This window comes from Streptomyces sp. V4I8 (assembly GCF_041261225.1).
Taxonomy (GTDB): Bacteria; Actinomycetota; Actinomycetes; order Streptomycetales; family Streptomycetaceae; genus Streptomyces.
The window spans coordinates 4385360-4401984 of record NZ_JBGCCN010000001.1 but is presented as its reverse complement, the minus strand read 5'-3'; the positions used below and the strand labels follow the sequence as shown (position 1 = coordinate 4401984).

Annotated in this window: 15 protein-coding genes; 9 read left to right on the top strand and 6 right to left on the bottom strand. The window is 70.8% G+C overall.

All coding sequences use genetic code 11. The annotated features are described in order from the left end of the window. The first annotated feature begins 63 nt into the window (after nucleotides 1-63). Nucleotides 64-1941 (top strand): PQQ-binding-like beta-propeller repeat protein, encoded by a 1878-nt coding sequence (locus tag ABIE67_RS19910; RefSeq protein WP_370259182.1) that lies wholly within the window; start codon nucleotides 64-66, stop codon nucleotides 1939-1941. Between the two features lie 266 nt (nucleotides 1942-2207). Next, on the top strand, nucleotides 2208-2876 hold the full coding sequence (locus ABIE67_RS19905) for a LuxR C-terminal-related transcriptional regulator (protein ID WP_370259181.1): 669 nt from the start codon (nucleotides 2208-2210) through the stop codon (nucleotides 2874-2876). Between the two features lie 576 nt (nucleotides 2877-3452). Here ABIE67_RS19905 and ABIE67_RS19900 read toward each other — a convergent pair. Together ABIE67_RS19900 and ABIE67_RS19895 are read right to left on the bottom strand one after the other, a co-directional pair. Then, nucleotides 3453-3788, bottom strand: a complete 336-nt coding sequence (locus tag ABIE67_RS19900) for a hypothetical protein (RefSeq protein ID WP_370259180.1) — start codon at nucleotides 3786-3788, stop codon at nucleotides 3453-3455. Nucleotides 3789-3806: 18 nt separating this feature from the next. Then, nucleotides 3807-5504: a sodium:solute symporter family protein gene (locus ABIE67_RS19895; protein WP_370259177.1), complete on the bottom strand. Its 1698-nt coding sequence runs from the start codon at nucleotides 5502-5504 to the stop codon at nucleotides 3807-3809. A 199-nt stretch (nucleotides 5505-5703) separates the two neighbouring features. Here ABIE67_RS19895 and galT point away from each other — a divergent pair, with 199 nt between their 5' ends. From galT to galK, 3 genes are all read left to right on the top strand, one after another. Further along, nucleotides 5704-6765 carry a galactose-1-phosphate uridylyltransferase gene (galT, locus tag ABIE67_RS19890; protein ID WP_370259175.1) on the top strand — a complete coding sequence of 354 codons (1062 nt, stop codon included), beginning with the start codon at nucleotides 5704-5706 and terminating at the stop codon, nucleotides 6763-6765. Then, on the top strand, nucleotides 6762-7724 hold the full coding sequence (gene galE, locus ABIE67_RS19885) for a UDP-glucose 4-epimerase GalE (protein ID WP_370259174.1): 963 nt from the start codon (nucleotides 6762-6764) through the stop codon (nucleotides 7722-7724). Before galT ends, galE begins: the two co-directional genes overlap by 4 nt. A gap of 100 nt (nucleotides 7725-7824) precedes the next feature. Next, a complete protein-coding gene (gene galK, locus ABIE67_RS19880; RefSeq protein ID WP_370259173.1) occupies nucleotides 7825-8988 on the top strand; it encodes a galactokinase in 1164 nt (387 codons plus the stop codon). A 28-nt stretch (nucleotides 8989-9016) separates the two neighbouring features. On the opposite strand, the gene ABIE67_RS19875 is transcribed toward galK, so the two are convergent. Next, nucleotides 9017-9943, bottom strand: coding sequence for a hypothetical protein (locus tag ABIE67_RS19875; protein ID WP_370259172.1), 927 nt, complete (start codon nucleotides 9941-9943; stop codon nucleotides 9017-9019). Nucleotides 9944-10240: 297 nt separating this feature from the next. Between ABIE67_RS19875 and ABIE67_RS19870 the strand changes: the two genes are divergently transcribed. Then, nucleotides 10241-10960 carry a hypothetical protein gene (locus ABIE67_RS19870; protein ID WP_370259171.1) on the top strand — a complete coding sequence of 240 codons (720 nt, stop codon included), beginning with the start codon at nucleotides 10241-10243 and terminating at the stop codon, nucleotides 10958-10960. On the opposite strand, the gene ABIE67_RS19865 is transcribed toward ABIE67_RS19870, so the two are convergent. Both ABIE67_RS19865 and ABIE67_RS19860 read right to left on the bottom strand, forming a co-directional pair. Beyond that, a complete protein-coding gene (locus ABIE67_RS19865; RefSeq protein WP_370259170.1) occupies nucleotides 10934-13063 on the bottom strand; it encodes an NACHT domain-containing NTPase in 2130 nt (709 codons plus the stop codon). The two genes, ABIE67_RS19870 and ABIE67_RS19865, sit on opposite strands and share 27 nt — an antisense overlap. An 83-nt stretch (nucleotides 13064-13146) precedes the next feature. Beyond that, nucleotides 13147-13629 carry a GNAT family N-acetyltransferase gene (locus ABIE67_RS19860; protein WP_370259169.1) on the bottom strand — a complete coding sequence of 161 codons (483 nt, stop codon included), beginning with the start codon at nucleotides 13627-13629 and terminating at the stop codon, nucleotides 13147-13149. Between the two features lie 273 nt (nucleotides 13630-13902). Here ABIE67_RS19860 and ABIE67_RS19855 point away from each other — a divergent pair, with 273 nt between their 5' ends. Then, complete coding sequence (locus tag ABIE67_RS19855) at nucleotides 13903-14670, top strand: LuxR C-terminal-related transcriptional regulator (protein WP_370259168.1); 768 nt, start codon at nucleotides 13903-13905, stop codon at nucleotides 14668-14670. Between the two features lie 191 nt (nucleotides 14671-14861). On the opposite strand, the gene tamR is transcribed toward ABIE67_RS19855, so the two are convergent. Beyond that, nucleotides 14862-15359: a MarR family transcriptional regulator TamR gene (gene tamR / locus ABIE67_RS19850; protein WP_048583098.1), complete on the bottom strand. Its 498-nt coding sequence runs from the start codon at nucleotides 15357-15359 to the stop codon at nucleotides 14862-14864. A gap of 95 nt (nucleotides 15360-15454) precedes the next feature. Here tamR and ABIE67_RS19845 point away from each other — a divergent pair, with 95 nt between their 5' ends. Beyond that, a complete protein-coding gene (locus tag ABIE67_RS19845) occupies nucleotides 15455-16264 on the top strand; it encodes a trans-aconitate 2-methyltransferase (protein ID WP_370259167.1) in 810 nt (269 codons plus the stop codon). Continuing rightward, entirely contained in the window at nucleotides 16261-16623 is a 363-nt protein-coding gene (locus ABIE67_RS19840) for a glyoxalase (protein WP_370259166.1), read from the top strand. The genes ABIE67_RS19845 and ABIE67_RS19840 overlap by 4 nt, the downstream gene beginning before the upstream one ends. Nucleotides 16624-16625 lie beyond the last annotated feature (2 nt).

The window sequence follows — 16625 nt, the reverse complement described above, 5'->3', positions numbered from 1 at the left end:
CGCGCGCCGGAAATCCCCTTCGCCGTCGCCCCTTTCGTCCCCCTCCCCTGAGGTACCCACGCCATGACCCAGCCGCCGCCTCCGCCGCCGAACCAGCCCCCGCAGGGCGGGTTCGGCCCGCCGCAGGACCAGCCGCCCCAGCAGCCGGGGGGCGGCGGCTTCGGCGCGCCCCAGACCCCGCCGCCGCCCCAGGGCCCGCCCCAGGCGCCGCCCCCGCAGGGCCCGCCGTCCGGGTACGGCTACCCCCAGGCACCCCAAGCCCCGCAGACCCCTCCGGGCGGCGGGTACGGCTACCCCGGCCAGCAGCCGCCCGCTCCGTACGGGCAGCCGCAGAATCCGTACGGCCAGCAGCCGGCCCCTTACGGCCAGCCGCAGGCCCCGTACGGTCAGCCGCAGGCCCCGTACGGTCAGCCGCAGCCGCCCGGCTACGGCTATCCGCAGCAGACCGTGCCGATGCACCCGCAGGCCACGGGGCCCGGTGGCGGCGGTGGCAGGTCCAGCTCGCGGCTGGCCGTCATCGTGGCCGCGGCCGTCGTGGTGATCGCGCTGATCATCGGCGGTGGCGTGTGGTACGCCCAGTCCGGTGACAAGGGCGGCAAGGACGACACCGCAGGCTCCAGCGGCGGCACCGGCGGCGGGGACAACGAGGGTGGCGGCGGCGCCGACACCCCCGACGGCACCGAGAAGGTGCCCTCCGACACCAACTCCTCGGTCCTCTTCCAGGTGCCCGCGCCCAAGGTCCAGGACGACACCAGCGTCGTCGTGTCCGGCTCGTGGCTGACCGACAAGGCGTACGTCAAGAGCGGCGTCTCCGAGATCGTCGGCTACGACCCCGACAAGGGCACCAAGCTCTGGACCATCCCGCTGCCGGGCCCGGTGTGCCAGGCCAGCAAGCACGTCAACGAGGACAACCTGACGGCCGTCGCCTTCCAGCCCGCGAAGCCGACCAAGGACAGGCCCTCGTACGGCTGCAGCGAGGTCGCGGCGATCGACCTCGACGCCGGCAAGAAGCTGTGGACGAAGAGCGCCGAGGTGGACGGCTCACCGATGCGCTTCGACAACCTCACCGTCAGCGGCGGCACGGTCGCGGCCGGCGGCACCAGCGGCGGCACCGCGTTCGACATCGAGTCCGGCAAGCAGCTGTGGGTACCGAAGGCCGACGACGGCTGCTACGACCTCGGGTACGCCGGCGGCGAGAAGCTGGTCACGGTCCGCAAGTGCGGCTCCTACGACCAGCCTCAGCTGCACATCCTGACCATCGACCCGAAGTCCGGCGGGGTGATCTCCGAGTACAAGATGGCCGAGGGCGTCGAGTACGCCAGTGTGATTTCCACCGAGCCGCTCGTCGTGGCCGCGGAGGTCGGGGACACGGATTCCATCGGCCTCTCGGACGTCTTCTCGATCGACAACAAGACCGGCAAGCTGCGCATCCGCATCTCCGTGCCGGCCGACCAGTTCGAGGCCCGCTGCTCCGGCGTCACCACGATCGAGCAGTGCAAGGGCGTCGTGGTGGGCAACGACCGGCTCTATGTGGAGACCAAGCAGCACGACGGCAGCAACGGCTCGTACGGCCAGACCAACGAGATCGTCGCCTTCGACCTGGCCACCGGCAAGCAGACCGGGCAGCGTGCGGACGCGGGTGACCGGTACACGATCACGCCGTTGCGGATGGACGGCGGCAACGTGATCGCGTACAAGCGGCCGCCGTACGACAAGGGCGGGCAGATCGTCAGCATCGACGGGGGCAGCTTCAAGGAGACGAAGCTGCTGGAGAACCCGGCGTCGAGGTCGGTGCGGGATGTGGAGACGCGGCTGTCTCCGCAGTACTCCGAGATCATCTACTCGCAGGGACATCTGTACATGTCCGCCGTGTACGCGAGTGAGTTGACGAGTACGGACACCAAGAAGGTCCATGTGATCGCTTTCGGCGCACAGGGCTGAGTTCGTCCGGGTCCCCGGCGGTTTCACCGGTCGTGAGCGCGGCCCCGTTCCTGTTCAGGAGCGGGGCCGTTCGCGTACCGTCTCATCGTCCTCGAATGCGGGGAAAGCCAGAAAATCCGTCGTTCCGGGGCACTTCTCACCGGTAGGGGGAGCGCAACGTCGAACAAGCGTGTAGCTTCCGGGGGCATGAAGGGCGGGGGAGCTGGGAGGGGGCTCCTTCTGTCCGTGCGGAGGGGACTGGGTTGGGGTGACTGGGGGGTTGCTCGATGGGAGTGCGGCTCATGGTGGTCGACGACCACCGATTGCTCGCCGAGGCGTTGGCCTCGGCGCTGAAGCTGAGGGGGCACCGGGTGCTGGCCGCGGCGGCGCCCGCCGCGGGGGCGGCGGAGCTGGTGATCACGCGGGCGCCGGAGGTGTGCCTGCTGGGGACGGCTACGCCTGCGGAGCCGGGGATGTTCGATCCGGTGGTGAAGATCAAGCGGGAGCGGCCGCAGGTGGCTGTGCTGGTGTTGGGGCCGGTGCCGAGTCCGCGGGGGATAGCGGCGGCGTTCGCGGCCGGGGCCTCCGGCTATGTCCGCCATGACGAACGGATAGAGGGCGTCGAGCGGGCGATCATGAAGGCGCGGGCGGGGGAGGCGGCGGTGGCGCCTTCGCTTCTGCAGGGTGCGTTCAGCGAATTGCTCAACCCGGTGGCCCAACCGGACGACGAGGGGCAGCGGTTGCTCCAGATGCTCACCCCTCGGGAGGTCGAGGTCCTGGTGCGCGTCGCCGAGGGTGAGGACACTCGGCTGATCGCGGCGGGGATGGGCATCGCGCCGTCGACTGCGCGTACGCATGTCCAGCGGGTGCTGATGAAGCTGGGCGTCGGTTCGAGACTTGAGGCGGCGGCGTTGGCGGCGCGTACGGGGTTGTTGGACCGGGCGGGGTCGGGGTGATCCCGGCGGGGTGCCTGCGGCGGCCTGTTTCGGTGGGTGGGGCTGGTCGCGCCCACGCGGCGGTAGCCGCACATTCGACACAGCCCCGCGCCCCTGAGGTGCCTGCGGCGGCCCGTTGCGGTGTGTGGGGGTTTGCGTAGCGCGTGCGGGTTCGTTGTGGGTCGGGGACGCGTCGGGGGGTGTCCGTCCTCGGTCCGGTGGTGGGCCTTGCGCGGGAGGTGCCGTTTCTTGACACCGGACTCTGCGGGCGGACACCCCCCGACGCGTCCCCTCACCGCCGTACGCGGCTGCCGCGCCACGGGGGTACGCGCATACGGCTCGCTCTGCGGTGCCGACCCGGATCGTGTCAGCCCGCCCAGCGCCCCACCCACAGCGGGCTTCGCCTCGCGGGTGTTTTGGCGGCCGTTTTTCGGCGCCGGTGCGGGCATCTTCAGCCCGTCCGGCGTTTGAGGACGAGGCCGTTCAGGCCGATGGGGGTGCAGGGGGCGGAGCCCCCTGGCGGGGTGGAAGGGGCGGAGCCCCTGGGGATGGGATGGGTAGGGGCGGCGGGGGCGAGGAAGGCGCGGCCGGGGGGCGTTACGGGGTCGGGTCGTCGTCCGGGGGAGGCGGGGCCGTGGGGCGTAGTTTCAGCCAGGTCAGGAAGAAGAGGCCGAGGAGGAGCATGCCGAGGCCGGTCCAGAGGTTGATGTTGACGCCCTCGGCTTTGTCGATCGCGGCGTCGTCGTCCGTGAGCCCGGTGATCGTGACGATGACGCCGTAGATCACGAAGAGGCCGCCGATGATGCGCCGGATGTCGAAGAGCCGCGCGGCTGTCGCGGACTTCCCTTCCAGGTCGGTGACTTCGCGCTGGACGTCCTTCTCGGAGTAGCCGGGGCGGTGGGGGCGGTCGGAGGGGTTCGAGTGGTCTGTCATGGGGTGTGACCTCCGGCGTCAGAACGAGAACGAGAACGGGATGTAGCAGGCCGCCGCCAGTACCACCGCGCCCCAGCCCAGCAACGCCGGCTTGCGGTACCACGCGTCGTCGCCCTCGGCCGGCGGCTCGGCCATGCCGGGGGAGCGGGTGCCGTAGACCAGGCCCTGGAGCTCTTCCGCCGGCTTGGGAGCCGTGAAGAGGGAGACGGCCACCATGACGACCGCGCCGGCCACGAAGCCCGCGATCGCGGAGACGAAGTTCGCGCCCTGGTCGGAGGGGATGCTGATGATGTCCTGTTTGTAGAAGACGAAGTAGTTGATCATCGCTGCTGTCGTGCCTGCCAGGAGACCCCAGAAGCCCGACTTCATCGACGCCCGCTTCCAGAACATGCCGACGATGAAGACCACGAACATCGGCACGTTGAAGAAGGAGAACAGGGTCTGGAGGTAGCTCATGATGTTGGAGAAGGACGAGGCCAGGAACGCCGTGCCGATCGACGCCAGCACTCCGATGGCGGTGATCAGGCGGCCGAAGCGGACGTAGTAGGCGTCCTCGCGGTCCGTCACCACGTACTTCGCCCAGATGTCCGTGGTGAACACCGTGTTGAAGGACGAGACGTTCGCCGCCATGCCCGCCATGAAGGCGGCCAGGAGACCGGTCACCGCGATGCCCAGGACGCCGTTGGGGAGCAGGCCCTCCATGAGGTAGGGGATGGCGTCGTTGTACTGGTAGCCCGATTCCTCGGTGCCGAAGCCGGGGACCAGGGCGGCGGCGGCCAGGCCGGGGATCATCACCAGGAACACGATGAAGATCTTGGGGAAGGCCGCGATGAGCGGAGTGCGCTGGGCCGCCGAGAGGTTCTTCGCGGACAGGGCGCGCTGGACCTCCGCGAAGTTCGTCGTCCAGTAGCCGAAGGAGAGGACGAAGCCCAGGCCCAGGACGATCGTCAGCCAGTTCGCGCCGAGGGGGTTCGCCTCGCCGATGCCCGTGCCGCCCCAGGCGGTGACGAAGTCGTCGCCGTGGGACTTGGTCAGGGTGTCGGTGAGGCCGTCCCAGCCGCCCACCTTCTTCAGGGCCAGGATGGTGATCGGGATCAGGGCCGCGAGGATCACGAAGAACTGCAGGACCTCGTTGTAGATGGCCGAGGACAGGCCGCCGAGGGTGATGTAGGCCAGGACGAAGAAGCCCGCGACGACGATCGCCACCCATTGGGGCCAGCCGAGCAGGGCTTCGACCACGATCGCCAGGGCGTAGAGGTTCACGCCGGCGATCAGGATCGCGGCGAAGGCGAACAGGACCGAGCTGAGCAGGTGGGCCCATTTGTCGAAGCGGAGGAGGAGGAACTCGGGGACCGAGCGGACCTTGCTGCCGTAGTAGAAGGGCATCATCACCAGGCCCAGGAAGACCATGGCCGGGATGGCGCCGATCCAGTACCAGTGCACGGTGTAGGCGCCGTACTGCGCGCTGTTCGCCGCCATGCCGAGGATCTCGGTGGCGGCCAGGTTGGCGGAGATGAACGCCAGGCCCGTGACCCAGGCGGGGAGGGAGCGGCCGGAGAGGAAGAAGTCGAGGCTGGTCTTCACCGAGCGGCGGGCGGCGAAGCCGATGCCCAGGACGACGACGAAGTAGATACCGAGGAGCGTGTAGTCGAGCCAGTTCGTGGGGAGCCGTAGCTCGGCGGCGAGGTAGGTGGGGGATTGTGTGGGGGTTTGCATATGTACTCGCTTCGTTGTGCGAACCGATACAGAGCGGAACCTATGCCCCTGTGTTCAGTAATTGAACATGGCCGATGGTGCTCTTTGTTTGATTGTGATGTTGACGCAGGTGGTGAGTTGTGTTTCTCTGTGTTTGGTTATGTTTGATGGATGCTCCGAGGAGTCTCGGAAGATCTGAGTGGCTCGAATGGAGTCCGCCGTGAAGAAGACCTCGACCCAGCTGGCCGACGGTCGTGAGCTCGTCTACTACGACCTGCGCGACGACACCGTGCGGGACGCCGTCGACCAGCGACCGCTGGACCGGACGGTCACGACGTCCGAGGTCCGACGGGACGAGTTGCTCGGTGACTCCGTCGCCATCGCCTCGCACCGGCAGGGGCGGACCTACCACCCGCCGGCCGACGAGTGCCCCCTGTGCCCCTCCGACGGGGAGCGGCTGAGCGAGATCCCGGACTCGTCGTACGACGTCGTCGTCTTCCAGAACCGCTTTCCCTCGCTCGCCGGTGACTCCGGGCGCTGCGAGGTCGTCTGCTTCACCTCCGACCACAACGCGTCCTTCGCCGACCTGACCGAGGAGCAGGCGCGCCTCGTGCTCGACGCGTGGACCGACCGGACCTCCGAGCTGTCATCTCTGCCCTCCGTGGAGCAGGTGTTCTGCTTCGAGAACCGCGGCGCCGAGATCGGGGTGACCCTGGGGCATCCGCACGGGCAGATCTACGCCTACCCCTTCACCACCCCGCGCACCGCCCTGATGCTGCGCTCCGTCGCCGCGCACAAGGACGCCACCGGTGGGGAGAACCTCTTCGACGCCGTCCTGCGGCGTGAACTCGACGGCGAGCGGGTCGTCCTGGAGAGTGAACACTGGGTGGCCTTCGTGCCGTACGCCGCGCACTGGCCGTACGAGGTCCACCTGTACCCGAAGCGCCGGGTGCCCGATCTGCTCGCGCTCGACGAGGAGGCGCGCTCAGAATTCCCCAAGGTTTATCTGGAACTCTTGAGGCGCTTCGACCGGATCTTCGGGGAAGGCGAGCCTCCGACGCCGTACATCGCCGCCTGGCACCAGGCGCCGTTCGGGCAGCTGGAGGACTTCGAGGGCGTCGTGCGGGAGGATTTCGCGCTTCACCTTGAGCTTTTCACCATTCGCCGCACTTCCGGCAAGCTGAAGTTTCTCGCGGGTTCCGAGTCCGGCATGAACGTGTTCATCAACGACGTGCCGCCGGAGCGCGCGGCCGAGCGACTGCGAGAGGTAGCGAGTTCATGAGTGGGAAGTACCTGGTCACCGGTGGCGCCGGCTATGTGGGCAGCGTGGTCGCCCGGCATCTGCTGGAGGCGGGTGACGAGGTCGTCGTCCTCGACAACCTCTCGACCGGCTTCCGCGAGGGCGTGCCGGCCGGGGCTTCCTTCATCGAGGGCGACATCCGCGACGCCGCCAAGTGGCTCGACTCCTCCTTCGACGCCGTGCTGCACTTCGCCGCGTTCTCGCAGGTCGGCGAGTCGGTCGTGAAGCCCGAGAAGTACTGGGACAACAACGTCGGCGGCACCATGGCGCTGATCGGCGCCATGCGCGAGGCGGGCGTGCGCAAGCTCGTGTTCTCCTCCACGGCGGCCACCTACGGCGAGCCGAAGGAGGTGCCGATCGTCGAGTCGGCGCCCACGCAGCCGACCAACCCCTACGGCGCCTCCAAGCTCGCCGTCGACCACATGATCACCGGCGAGGCGGCGGCCCACGGACTCGGCGCCGTGTCGCTCAGGTACTTCAACGTCGCCGGCGCCTACGGCGACTGCGGTGAGCGCCACGACCCCGAGTCGCACCTCATCCCGCTGGTCCTCCAGGTTGCCCAGGGCAAGCGCGACGCGATCTCCGTCTACGGCGACGACTACCCGACGCCGGACGGCACCTGCGTCCGCGACTACATCCACGTCGCCGACCTGGCCGAGGCCCACCTGCTGGCGGTCAAGGCCGCCCGGCCCGGCGAGCACCTCATCTGCAACCTCGGCAACGGCAACGGCTTCTCCGTCCGCCAGGTCATCGAGACCGTCCGGCAGGTCACCGGACACCCGATCCCCGAGGTCATCGCCCCGCGCCGGGGCGGCGACCCGGCGGTCCTGGTTGCCTCCGCCGACACCGCCCGCGAGCGGCTCGGCTGGAACCCGTCCCGCGCGGACCTCGCGGGCATCGTCGCCGACGCGTGGGAGTTCGCGCAGCGACGCGCAGGTTAAGGTCTACGGCCGGTACGGACGGCCGTAAGTTCCACGGCTGTTCGGCCGGTCAACTCACCGGCCCCCACGGCCGGTTCAGCAGGGAAGGTCAGGGTCAGGGATGAGCGTCGACACGGCAGCCGCGGTCGCCGAGCGGTTCAGGGAGCTGTACGGGGCCGAGCCGGAAGGGGTGTGGGCCGCGCCGGGCCGGGTCAACCTGATCGGCGAGCACACCGACTACAACGACGGCTTCGTCATGCCGTTCGCGCTGCCGCACACCGCGGTCGCGGCGGTCTCGCGGCGCGACGACGACGTCCTGCGCCTGCACTCGGCGGACGTCGAGGGCGGCGTCGTGGAACTGCGCGTCGACGAGCTGGAGCCCGAGGCGGACCGGAACTGGACGGCGTACCCGTCGGGCGTGGTCTGGGCGCTGCGCCAGGCCGGGCACGCCGTGACCGGCGCCGACATCCACCTGGCCTCGACGGTCCCGGCGGGCGCGGGCCTGTCGTCCTCGGCGGCCCTGGAGGTCGTCGTGGCGCTCGCGCTGAACGACCTCTACGAGCTCGGTCAGAAGGGCTGGCAGCTGGCCCGTCTGTGCCAGCGCGCGGAGAACGTGTACGTCGGTGCTCCGGTCGGGATCATGGACCAGACGGCGTCCGCCTGCTGCGAGGCCGGCCACGCCCTGTTCCTCGACACCCGGGACCTCTCCCAGAAGCAGATCCCCTTCGACCTGGCCGCCGAGGGTATGCGCCTGCTGGTCGTCGACACCCAGGTCAAGCACTCCCACAGCGAGGGCGAGTACGGCAAGCGCCGCGCGGGCTGCGAGAAGGGCGCCGCGCTGCTCGGCGTCGACGCGCTCCGGGACGTGGCCTACGACGACCTGGACGCGGCGCTGGCGCGGCTCGGCGACGACGAGGAGGTGGTCCGCCTGGTGCGCCACGTCGTCACCGAGGACCAGCGCGTCGAGCGGGTCGTCGCCCTGCTGGAGTCGGGCGAGACCCGGGCGATCGGCCCCGTCCTGACCGCGGGCCACGCCTCCCTGCGGGACGACTTCCGCATCTCCTGCCCCGAGCTGGACCTGGTCGTCGACACCGCCCTGGCGAGCGGCGCCCTGGGCGCCCGCATGACGGGCGGCGGCTTCGGCGGCTCGGCGATCGTGCTGGCGGAGGCGGCCGACGTCGAGACCATCACCAAGGCCGTCGAAGAGGCCTTCGCCTCCGCCGGGTTCACCGCGCCGCGGGTGTTCGAGGCGGTGCCGGCCGCGGGAGCGCGGCGGGTGAGCTGACCCGACGTCACGGCGTTCGGGGTGAGGCTTACGGCCGGATGTTCCCGGCTCGTGAGAACAGCAGCGGCAGCGAGCCGGTCCTCGGACGTGGCCGCCCGCGATGCCCGGTTCGTCGGCGTGCCGTCAGAGGTACGCCGACGAGGGTCAGGGCGAGGTGGGCGGTCAGGGGGCGTGCGGTCCCGTAGCAGGCGATGAACCTGGAGCGCAGGCCCTGGACGCGGGTGGCCAGGTCGGTGAGGGAGAAGGCGTTCAGCGTCGCGCTGGTGGTGATGCCGTCGGCCCGGTCGAGGGGGAGGTCGTGCAGGTCGTCGAGGAGTTGGAAGACATATCCCAACTCGATGAGCACGTCGCGTTCCTCCCCTGACATCCCGGGGCGGAGCAAGGAGAGCAGGGCGACCATGCCCAGCCCGCCCTTTCCCCTGGTGATCTCCAGGACCGCCGGCAGGGGAAGGCCCGGGTCCCGCTGAGCGCGCGAGCGCAGCTGGAAGGTGTGGAGTTCCCGCAGGAGGGGACGGATCGGGTCGTCGGGCGGGTGGGGCAGGCGTACGGCGATGGCGTCGTGCAGGAGGAGCAGCAGTTCCTCCAGGCGGGTCTGCGGGCGGAAGGGCGCACCGGCGAACAGGGCCGCCAGGTCGGTGTCCAGGTCCTGCCGGTCGCCGTGGTCGACGAGGTCGTCGTAGAGGCGGGTGAACGAGCTGCCCAGGACCGTGAGTTCGGCATCGAAGGGGACGCGGGCCATGGACGCGTATCCCCACAGGGCGAACCCCACCTTCATGCTGGTGCCGAGCAGGGTCGCGTGGATCCGGCGCCGCTGGGCGCCGTCGTGGACCGTGCGCTCGACGAGGGGGAGCACGGTCCGGTCGAACGCGGGCACCAACTGGCGGGAGTCCGTGCGGAGGAACCGGACGAGCGCACCCCACCCCCGTGCCGAGACCACACACCGTAAGACCGCCACCGCATCACGTCGCGTGTCGCTCCTTGCCTCCCCCATGCCGTGAAGCCTTACCGTGGCCCAGCGCGCGTAGTCCATCCCGGTGCGCGCCGTGCGCCCCTCGCACGTCCGACAAGGGGTGACGTCGCGCTTCGTTCGGGTACGGTCTAAACGGGGGAACAACCGGTCCTGAATGGACGGTCGGATGTGGACACTTCACCAGGAGCAGTCGAATCGTCAGGCCTGTCGGGCCGTCCTGGCGCCGCGCCGCGGCCCGACCTGCAAGTGCCGCTGTATCCGCCGGGTTCACGACCCGGGGCCGTGGCCAGAGCGCTTCTCGTACGGCTGCGCACACCCCGCTTCGCCGAGGCGCAACGGGCGACACGGCGGGGCTTCGCCCTCATCCTGGTGCTCTGGGCCGCCGCGCAGGTCGCGGTCGAACCCGGCGCGCGGCCGTATCTGAGGTGGACCGCCGCGGCACTGACGCTGTGGCTGCTGGCCCGGGTGTTCGCGCTGGGCCGGATCGAGAAGCGGCAGCGCCAGTACGAGCAGCGGTGGCTCGCGGGGCAGACCGCGGCCCTGCGGGACACCTGGTTCGAGGTCGTGCGCTGCACGGTGCGGCGGCGCGAGGGGCCGGGTCCGGCCCACTCGGACGAGTCGAGCTACGAGCTGGCGAGCCCCGACGATGTACGGGAGCTCCTGGCCAGGCAGGCGTCGGAGCGGGAGTCGGGGCGGTCGTCGAGAGTCACCGTCGAGTTCCGGTTTCCGCAGCCCGGCCGGCAGTACGAGGCGCTGGCGGCGGCGCACGCGGATCTCACGGACATCGAGATGGTCGTCGGCGCGCGCCAGACGCGCTCCGGCAAGGTCCGCTTTCCCGAGGCGGCCTACCACGCCGAGACGCCCCCGGGGCGGCAGGGCGGGTACTGGCCGAGCCGCACCACCTTCTGGGTCCTGGGTGAACCCCTGCTCTGCACGGCGCCGCCCGACGGGCTGCCCGCCGCACCGGCCGACTCGTCAGCCGGTGGCCGTCTGATCGGCTGAGCCCCGCGGGACCGGGGCGGCCGCCGGGTGGAGCGCGGCCAGGTGGTGCTGGAGGCTGGCGTGCCGGAACTGGTAGTGCGCGCCCGTGGAGCGCAGCACGCCCAGCCGGTACGCGTCGTCGAGGAAGGTGACCAGGTGCCAGGGCGTGCGGCCGCGCCAGGCAAGCCACCAGCGGGCCGTGTTGAAGTGGCCCCAGGCGCTGGTCGACAGCACGACCATGCCGAGCCCGGCCCCCGCGAGCAGCGCGCCGACCAGGGCGCCGACGGCTCCCGTCGTGGCTGAGGAGGCCGTGAACACCAGGTCGTAGCGCGCCTTGTGGATCCCGGCCGTGGCGAGGAAGCCGCCCACGGCCGCGCCCGCCACGGAGCCGAACAGCCACGCGTACACCACCGCGTCCCGGTCGTCCCGCAGCGACCTCAGCGGTGTGATCGCGTGCTTCGGCTCGGTGGGGCGGGTGAAGCGGCGAGCGGTGGCGAAGACGACACCGAAGGCGACACCGGCCGCGATCCCGTACGTCACCGAGTACAGCAGCCCCGCGATGAGACCGCCGGTGACCAGCCCGATCAGGCCGAATCCGACGTCGATCAGCAGGATGCGCACGACCAGACGGGGGTGCTGTGCGGAGCGGCGTGGCACGAAGCGCCGGGGCGGCTCGGTGCGCAGCAGGCCGAGGAGCGGGCTGAAGACGACGCCGACGCCCGCGCCGAAGAGGGCGCCGAACGCGGGCCGCCCGAAGAGACCGAACAGCAGCAGGCCGAGGAGACAGCAGCTCACCGTTCCGATCACGCCGGGGACCACGACGAAGGGGTAACGGGGCACCCCTGCCAGCTCGCGCAGTTCCCACCAGCTCAGGTCGGCGGCACCGTGCTCCCCGTCGCGGCGCCTGGAGTCCAGCCGGGAGGCCAGGAACCTGAGATACCGCAGGGCCGCGGGCGCCGGCCAGTAGCGGGTGGGACGGCCCGGGTTGCCGTCGTCGGCACCCACGGGCGGCGACTCGAAGACCACGGGGACGAACATGTCGAGCAGATGCGCCTCGACCGCCTCGCTCGTGCCGAAGCGACCGGAGTCGAGGAGGTCACGCGGTGTGCTGTTCCGGGGCTGGTAGGTGGCACGGACCAGGAACAGCATCAGCGGCCGGGACAGGGCGGTGGCCAGCGGCCCGGCCGGGTCGGCGCGCAGACTGTGCAGCACCGGTTCCCAGCGGTCCAGGTCGTCGGGGAAGTGGGACTCCAGATACGTGACGGTGTCCTCGGCGGCGACCGGCAGCAGCCGCACGATACGGCTGTCCGGCAGGGGCTCCTCGGCGGTCGTCGCGTGGAACTCCGCGGTGCGGCAGGTCAGGACGGTGTCCGTCGGCAGGTGCGTGTTCTCCCGCAGGGCGCGCAGCACCTGGCCCCGCGCCTCGGGAGGCAGTTCGTCGAGACCGTCGAGGAGCGGAAGGAGGCGGCGGTGGACGAGCAGTTCCCTGGCCGCGCCGGTGCCGTACTTCGTCGTGTCGCCGAGGAAGCCGTAGTCCTCGGTGAGGCGGCGGACGATCCAGTCCTGGAAGCTCGTCTCCGGGTCCCAGGCGGACAGCTGGAGCAGCACGGGGATGCGCCGCAGGTCGCCCCGGCGGCAGAGCGCGAGGGTCAGATCGACGCACAGGCCCGTCTTGCCGGAGCCCGCGCCGCCGACGATGACCAGGCGGGAGGGGTGGGCGAGGTAGTCGTCGATGAGGGCGTCGAGCGTGCCGTGCCGGGTCAGCGGGCCACCGGCTCCGGCGGCCGTCGTGCGGGAGGGCGGTTCACGCACGGTGTCCCACAGCACGGGTATGCGGTCCACCGCGAGATGCTGCTTGCGGCGGCCGGCCTCGGTGGTCCAGTGCCGCTCGATCGCATGGTTCAACGCGGCCGCCGCGGCGTCGAGTCGCTCCCCCTCGCTGCGCTCGGCGTTCCATGCCCAGGTGCGCTGGACGAGGGATCTGGCCGGTGAGGCTATGAGAAGGGTCCCGCCGATCCCCAGGGCCGCCGTCACCGGCTCCAGTCCGAACCGGATCACCGCCCAGACGGCCACGGCGATCCCGGCCAGCCAGAGAGCCATGGTCCACCGCTCTCTGCTCGTCATGCAGTCATGAAATCCCAACTCAACCCGGCCGTCCATAGGGTGACGGATCATCGGAGCGGGGACGGCGGACGCGGGACCGTTTCTCAGAGGTGAGCCGAGCCCCGGCCCGGGTGGACCAGCCGCTTGGTCAGCGTGTACTCCGTGATCCCCGGCGGATAGTCCGGGATCACGCACACCACGTCGTACCCCTGCTTCTTGTAGAACCCCGGCGCCTGGAAGTCCCACGTCTCCAGGCGTACGGCCGTACAGCCCCGTTCGTCGCGGGCCGTGCGCTCGGCGCGGGCGAGCAGCCGCGAACCGAGGCGGGCGCCGCGGTGGCGTTCGTCGACCCAGAGGTATGTGACATGGAGCCAGGTGGTCCAGGTGTGACCGACGAGCCCGCCCGCCACGGCGCCGGAGTCGTCCAACGCCCACACCTGGAGCGGACGTTCGCGTTCACCGGGGGTTCCGCGCAGGGCGCGCAGGACCGGGGAGGCGGCGGTGTTGGTGGCCAGCAGCCGCCGACGGAGCAGATCGTGCCGTGATTTGTCGACTTCTGTCTCCAGACGAAACATGCGGCTCACCATAAACGCGCCAGTCAACCAGTTCTGCAAATTACCTTCCGCTCCTGTCCCCCGCCCGTACTCTGATGAACGGCACCGGTGGGGGCCGGTGCTGATCAGGGGGCGAGACAGGTCGGGTTCGACGCCCGAAGTGGGGGTAGCAGTTCTTGCACGGCGGCGGCCGTGCGGCCATCCGCGCTTCGGGCGTCGCGCCCGCGACGGTGTTCGTCTCCCGGTGTCGTCCTCATGACGATGGGGTATCCCCTGCTCTTCGAGAGCGTGGGGAAGGGGGGTTTCGTGGTTCGCATCCGAGTCCTGGTCGTCGACGACCATCGCATCTTCGCCGAGTCGCTCGCCGCCGCCCTGGCGGCCGAGCCCGACGTGGACGTCTCCGCCGCCGGCAGCGGCCCGGCCGCGCTGCGCAGCCTGGAGCGCGCCGCCGCCGAAGGGCGACGGTTCGATGTGCTGCTCGTCGACGCCGACCTGGGCGGCAACGTCCAGGGCATCCGTCCCGCCGTGCCCGTCCAGGAGGCGGGCGAGGACGGGCTCGTCGACGGCATCTCGCTCGTTGTCGGCGTCCGCACCGCGCAGCCGGCCGTACGGATCGTCGTCCTCGCCGAGAAGGACGACCCGCGCCGGGCCGCGCTCGCCCTGCAGGCCGGGGCCTCCGGGTGGGTGGCCAAGGACTGCTCCCTGTCCCGGCTCCTCACCGTGATCCGGGGGGTGCTGCGCGACGAGACCCATCTGCCGCCCGCCCTGCTCACGGGTGTCCTGCGGGAGCTGACCGCCGCGCGCAAGCACCGCACCGAGAGCGAACGGCTGGTGGAGTCCCTCACGCCGCGCGAGCGAGAGGTGCTGCGGTGCATGGTGGCGGGGCTGGGGCGCAAGGCCGTCGCCGAGCGCCTCTTCCTCTCCCCCCACACCGTCCGCACCCACATGCAGAACGTCCTCGGCAAACTGGGCGTCCACTCGACACTGGCCGCGGTCGCGCTCGCGCGCCGGGCGGGGGTGGGGCCGGTCGACCTGTCCGGCGACGTGGTCGAACGGGGCGGTCAGCTGGCGTAGGAGGCCAGAGAGCGAGGCTCGGCCGGGGTGGTTGCGGGCTCTCGTTTGTGAGGCGCGTGAGTACTCGGCGACGGTTGGTGGGGATGCCGGGAGGCGCTCCGGTGGCGCAGTGCGCGCCCCCTCAGGGGCGCCGGGAGCGCGACCAGCCCCCACCGGCCCGCAGGTTCATCACCGTGCTTCCAGCGGAGCGCTTACCCGGGGATGTTGTCGAACGGCGCGGTCAGCTGGCGTAGCAGCCCGGCCAGTTCGCCCCGCTGGGCACGCGACAGTTCCGCGAGGATCGCGCGTTCCTGGTCCAGCAGGCCGGCCAGTGCCTGGTCGGCTCGGTCGCGTCCCTCGTCCGTGAGGCGGACGAGTACGCCGCGGCGGTCGGTGGGGTCGGGGAGGCGTTCGACCAGGCCCTTCTTGGCCAGGCGGTCGATGCGGTTGGTCATCGTGCCCGAGGTGACCAGGGTCTGGGTCAGGAGCTGCCCGGGGGAGAGCTGGTACGGCGTTCCCGCGCGCCGGAGCGCGGTCAGCACGTCGAACTCCCAGGGCTCCAGGCTGTGCTCGGAGAAGGCCAGCCGACGTGCGCGATCCAGATGCCGGGCCAGTCTGCTCACCCGGCTCAGCACCTCGAGCGGTTCCACGTCGAGGTCCGGGCGCTCCCGGCGCCACGCTGCGACCAGCCGATCGACCTCGTCCTCCATGACGATCAGTGTAGTGGTTGTGTCGACGTGAAGTCTCTTGACGTCAAGATACCTGGAGGGGCAGGGTGGAGAGCGACAGTCAGGAGGCTTCCCCCATGACCGCTGCCGCCCCCACCTGGGACCCCGCCCAGTACCTGCGTCACGCCGGCCACCGCGCCCGCCCCTTCACCGACCTGCTCGCCCGCGTCCCCGACCTCCCCGGCGACCGGCCCCGCATCGCCGACCTTGGCTGCGGACCCGGCAACGTCACCGCCCTGCTCGCCGAACGCTGGCCCGGGGCTCACATCACCGGCTACGACAACTCCGCCGAGATGCTGGACAAAGCCCACGTCGAGCACGAAGGACCGACCCCGGGCGGCGGCCGCCTCGACTTCGCCCACGCCGACGTACGGACCTGGACGCCCGACGAGCCGTACGACCTGATCGTCAGCAACGCCACGCTGCAATGGGTGCCGGACCATGTGGAGCGTTTCGGTGCCTGGGTGGAGGGCCTGCGACCCGGCGGCACCTTCGCCTTCCAGGTCCCCGGCAACTTCGACGCCCCGAGCCACCGTCTGATGCGCGACCTCGCGCCCCGCTACGGCCTCACCGACACCCTGCGCCACGACGACGCCGTCCTCGCCCCGCAGGACTACCTGGCCCGCCTGACCGACCTCGACTGCGCGGCGGACGTGTGGGAGACGACGTACATCCATCTCCTGACCGGCGACGATCCGGTGCTGGACTGGGTGAGGGGGACGGGCCTGCGGCCGGTCCTCACCGCCCTCGCCGACCACCCCGAGCAGCGGGAAGCCTTCCTGGACGACTACCGGGCGGCCCTGCGCGAGGCCTATCCGGCCGGTGCGCACGGCACGCCGTTCCCGTTCCGCCGTATCTTCGCCGTGGCCCGCAAGGAGGTGCGATGATCACCGCCGTCGACCACGTCCAGCTCGCGGCCCCGCCCGGCGCGGAGGAACGGCTGCGGGCGTACTACGTGGGCGTCCTCGGCATGACCGAGCTCCCCAAGCCGCCCGCCCTGGCCGCACGCGGCGGCTGCTGGTTCCAGGCGGCCGGCGTGCAGCTGCACCTCGGCATCGAGGCGAACTTCCGACCCGCGAAGAAGGCCCATCCCGGGCTGCGGGTCACCGGGGTCGAGCGATACGGCGCGCGGCTGGAGGCCCATGGGGCCCAGGTGGAGTGGGACGAGAACCTGCCGGGGCACAAGCGGTTCTACTCGTACGACCCGGTGGGGAACCGGCTTGAGTTCCTGGAACCGGTCCGTTGACA

Excerpts from the sequence above, each read along its gene's own strand:
- ABIE67_RS19905 (WP_370259181.1), top strand. The coding sequence starts at position 2,208 with ATGGGAGTGCGGCTCATGGTGGTCGACGACCACCGATTGCTCGCCGAG.
- ABIE67_RS19845 (WP_370259167.1), top strand. The coding sequence starts at position 15,455 with ATGACCGCTGCCGCCCCCACCTGGGACCCCGCCCAGTACCTGCGTCAC.
- galK (WP_370259173.1), top strand. The coding sequence starts at position 7,825 with ATGAGCGTCGACACGGCAGCCGCGGTCGCCGAGCGGTTCAGGGAGCTG.
- ABIE67_RS19910 (WP_370259182.1), top strand. The coding sequence starts at position 64 with ATGACCCAGCCGCCGCCTCCGCCGCCGAACCAGCCCCCGCAGGGCGGG.
- ABIE67_RS19840 (WP_370259166.1), top strand. The coding sequence starts at position 16,261 with ATGATCACCGCCGTCGACCACGTCCAGCTCGCGGCCCCGCCCGGCGCG.
- tamR (WP_048583098.1), bottom strand. The coding sequence starts at position 15,359 with ATGGAGGACGAGGTCGATCGGCTGGTCGCAGCGTGGCGCCGGGAGCGC.
- ABIE67_RS19865 (WP_370259170.1), bottom strand. The coding sequence starts at position 13,063 with ATGACGAGCAGAGAGCGGTGGACCATGGCTCTCTGGCTGGCCGGGATC.
- ABIE67_RS19895 (WP_370259177.1), bottom strand. The coding sequence starts at position 5,504 with ATGCAAACCCCCACACAATCCCCCACCTACCTCGCCGCCGAGCTACGG.
- ABIE67_RS19860 (WP_370259169.1), bottom strand. The coding sequence starts at position 13,629 with ATGGTGAGCCGCATGTTTCGTCTGGAGACAGAAGTCGACAAATCACGG.
- galE (WP_370259174.1), top strand. The coding sequence starts at position 6,762 with ATGAGTGGGAAGTACCTGGTCACCGGTGGCGCCGGCTATGTGGGCAGC.
- ABIE67_RS19900 (WP_370259180.1), bottom strand. The coding sequence starts at position 3,788 with ATGACAGACCACTCGAACCCCTCCGACCGCCCCCACCGCCCCGGCTAC.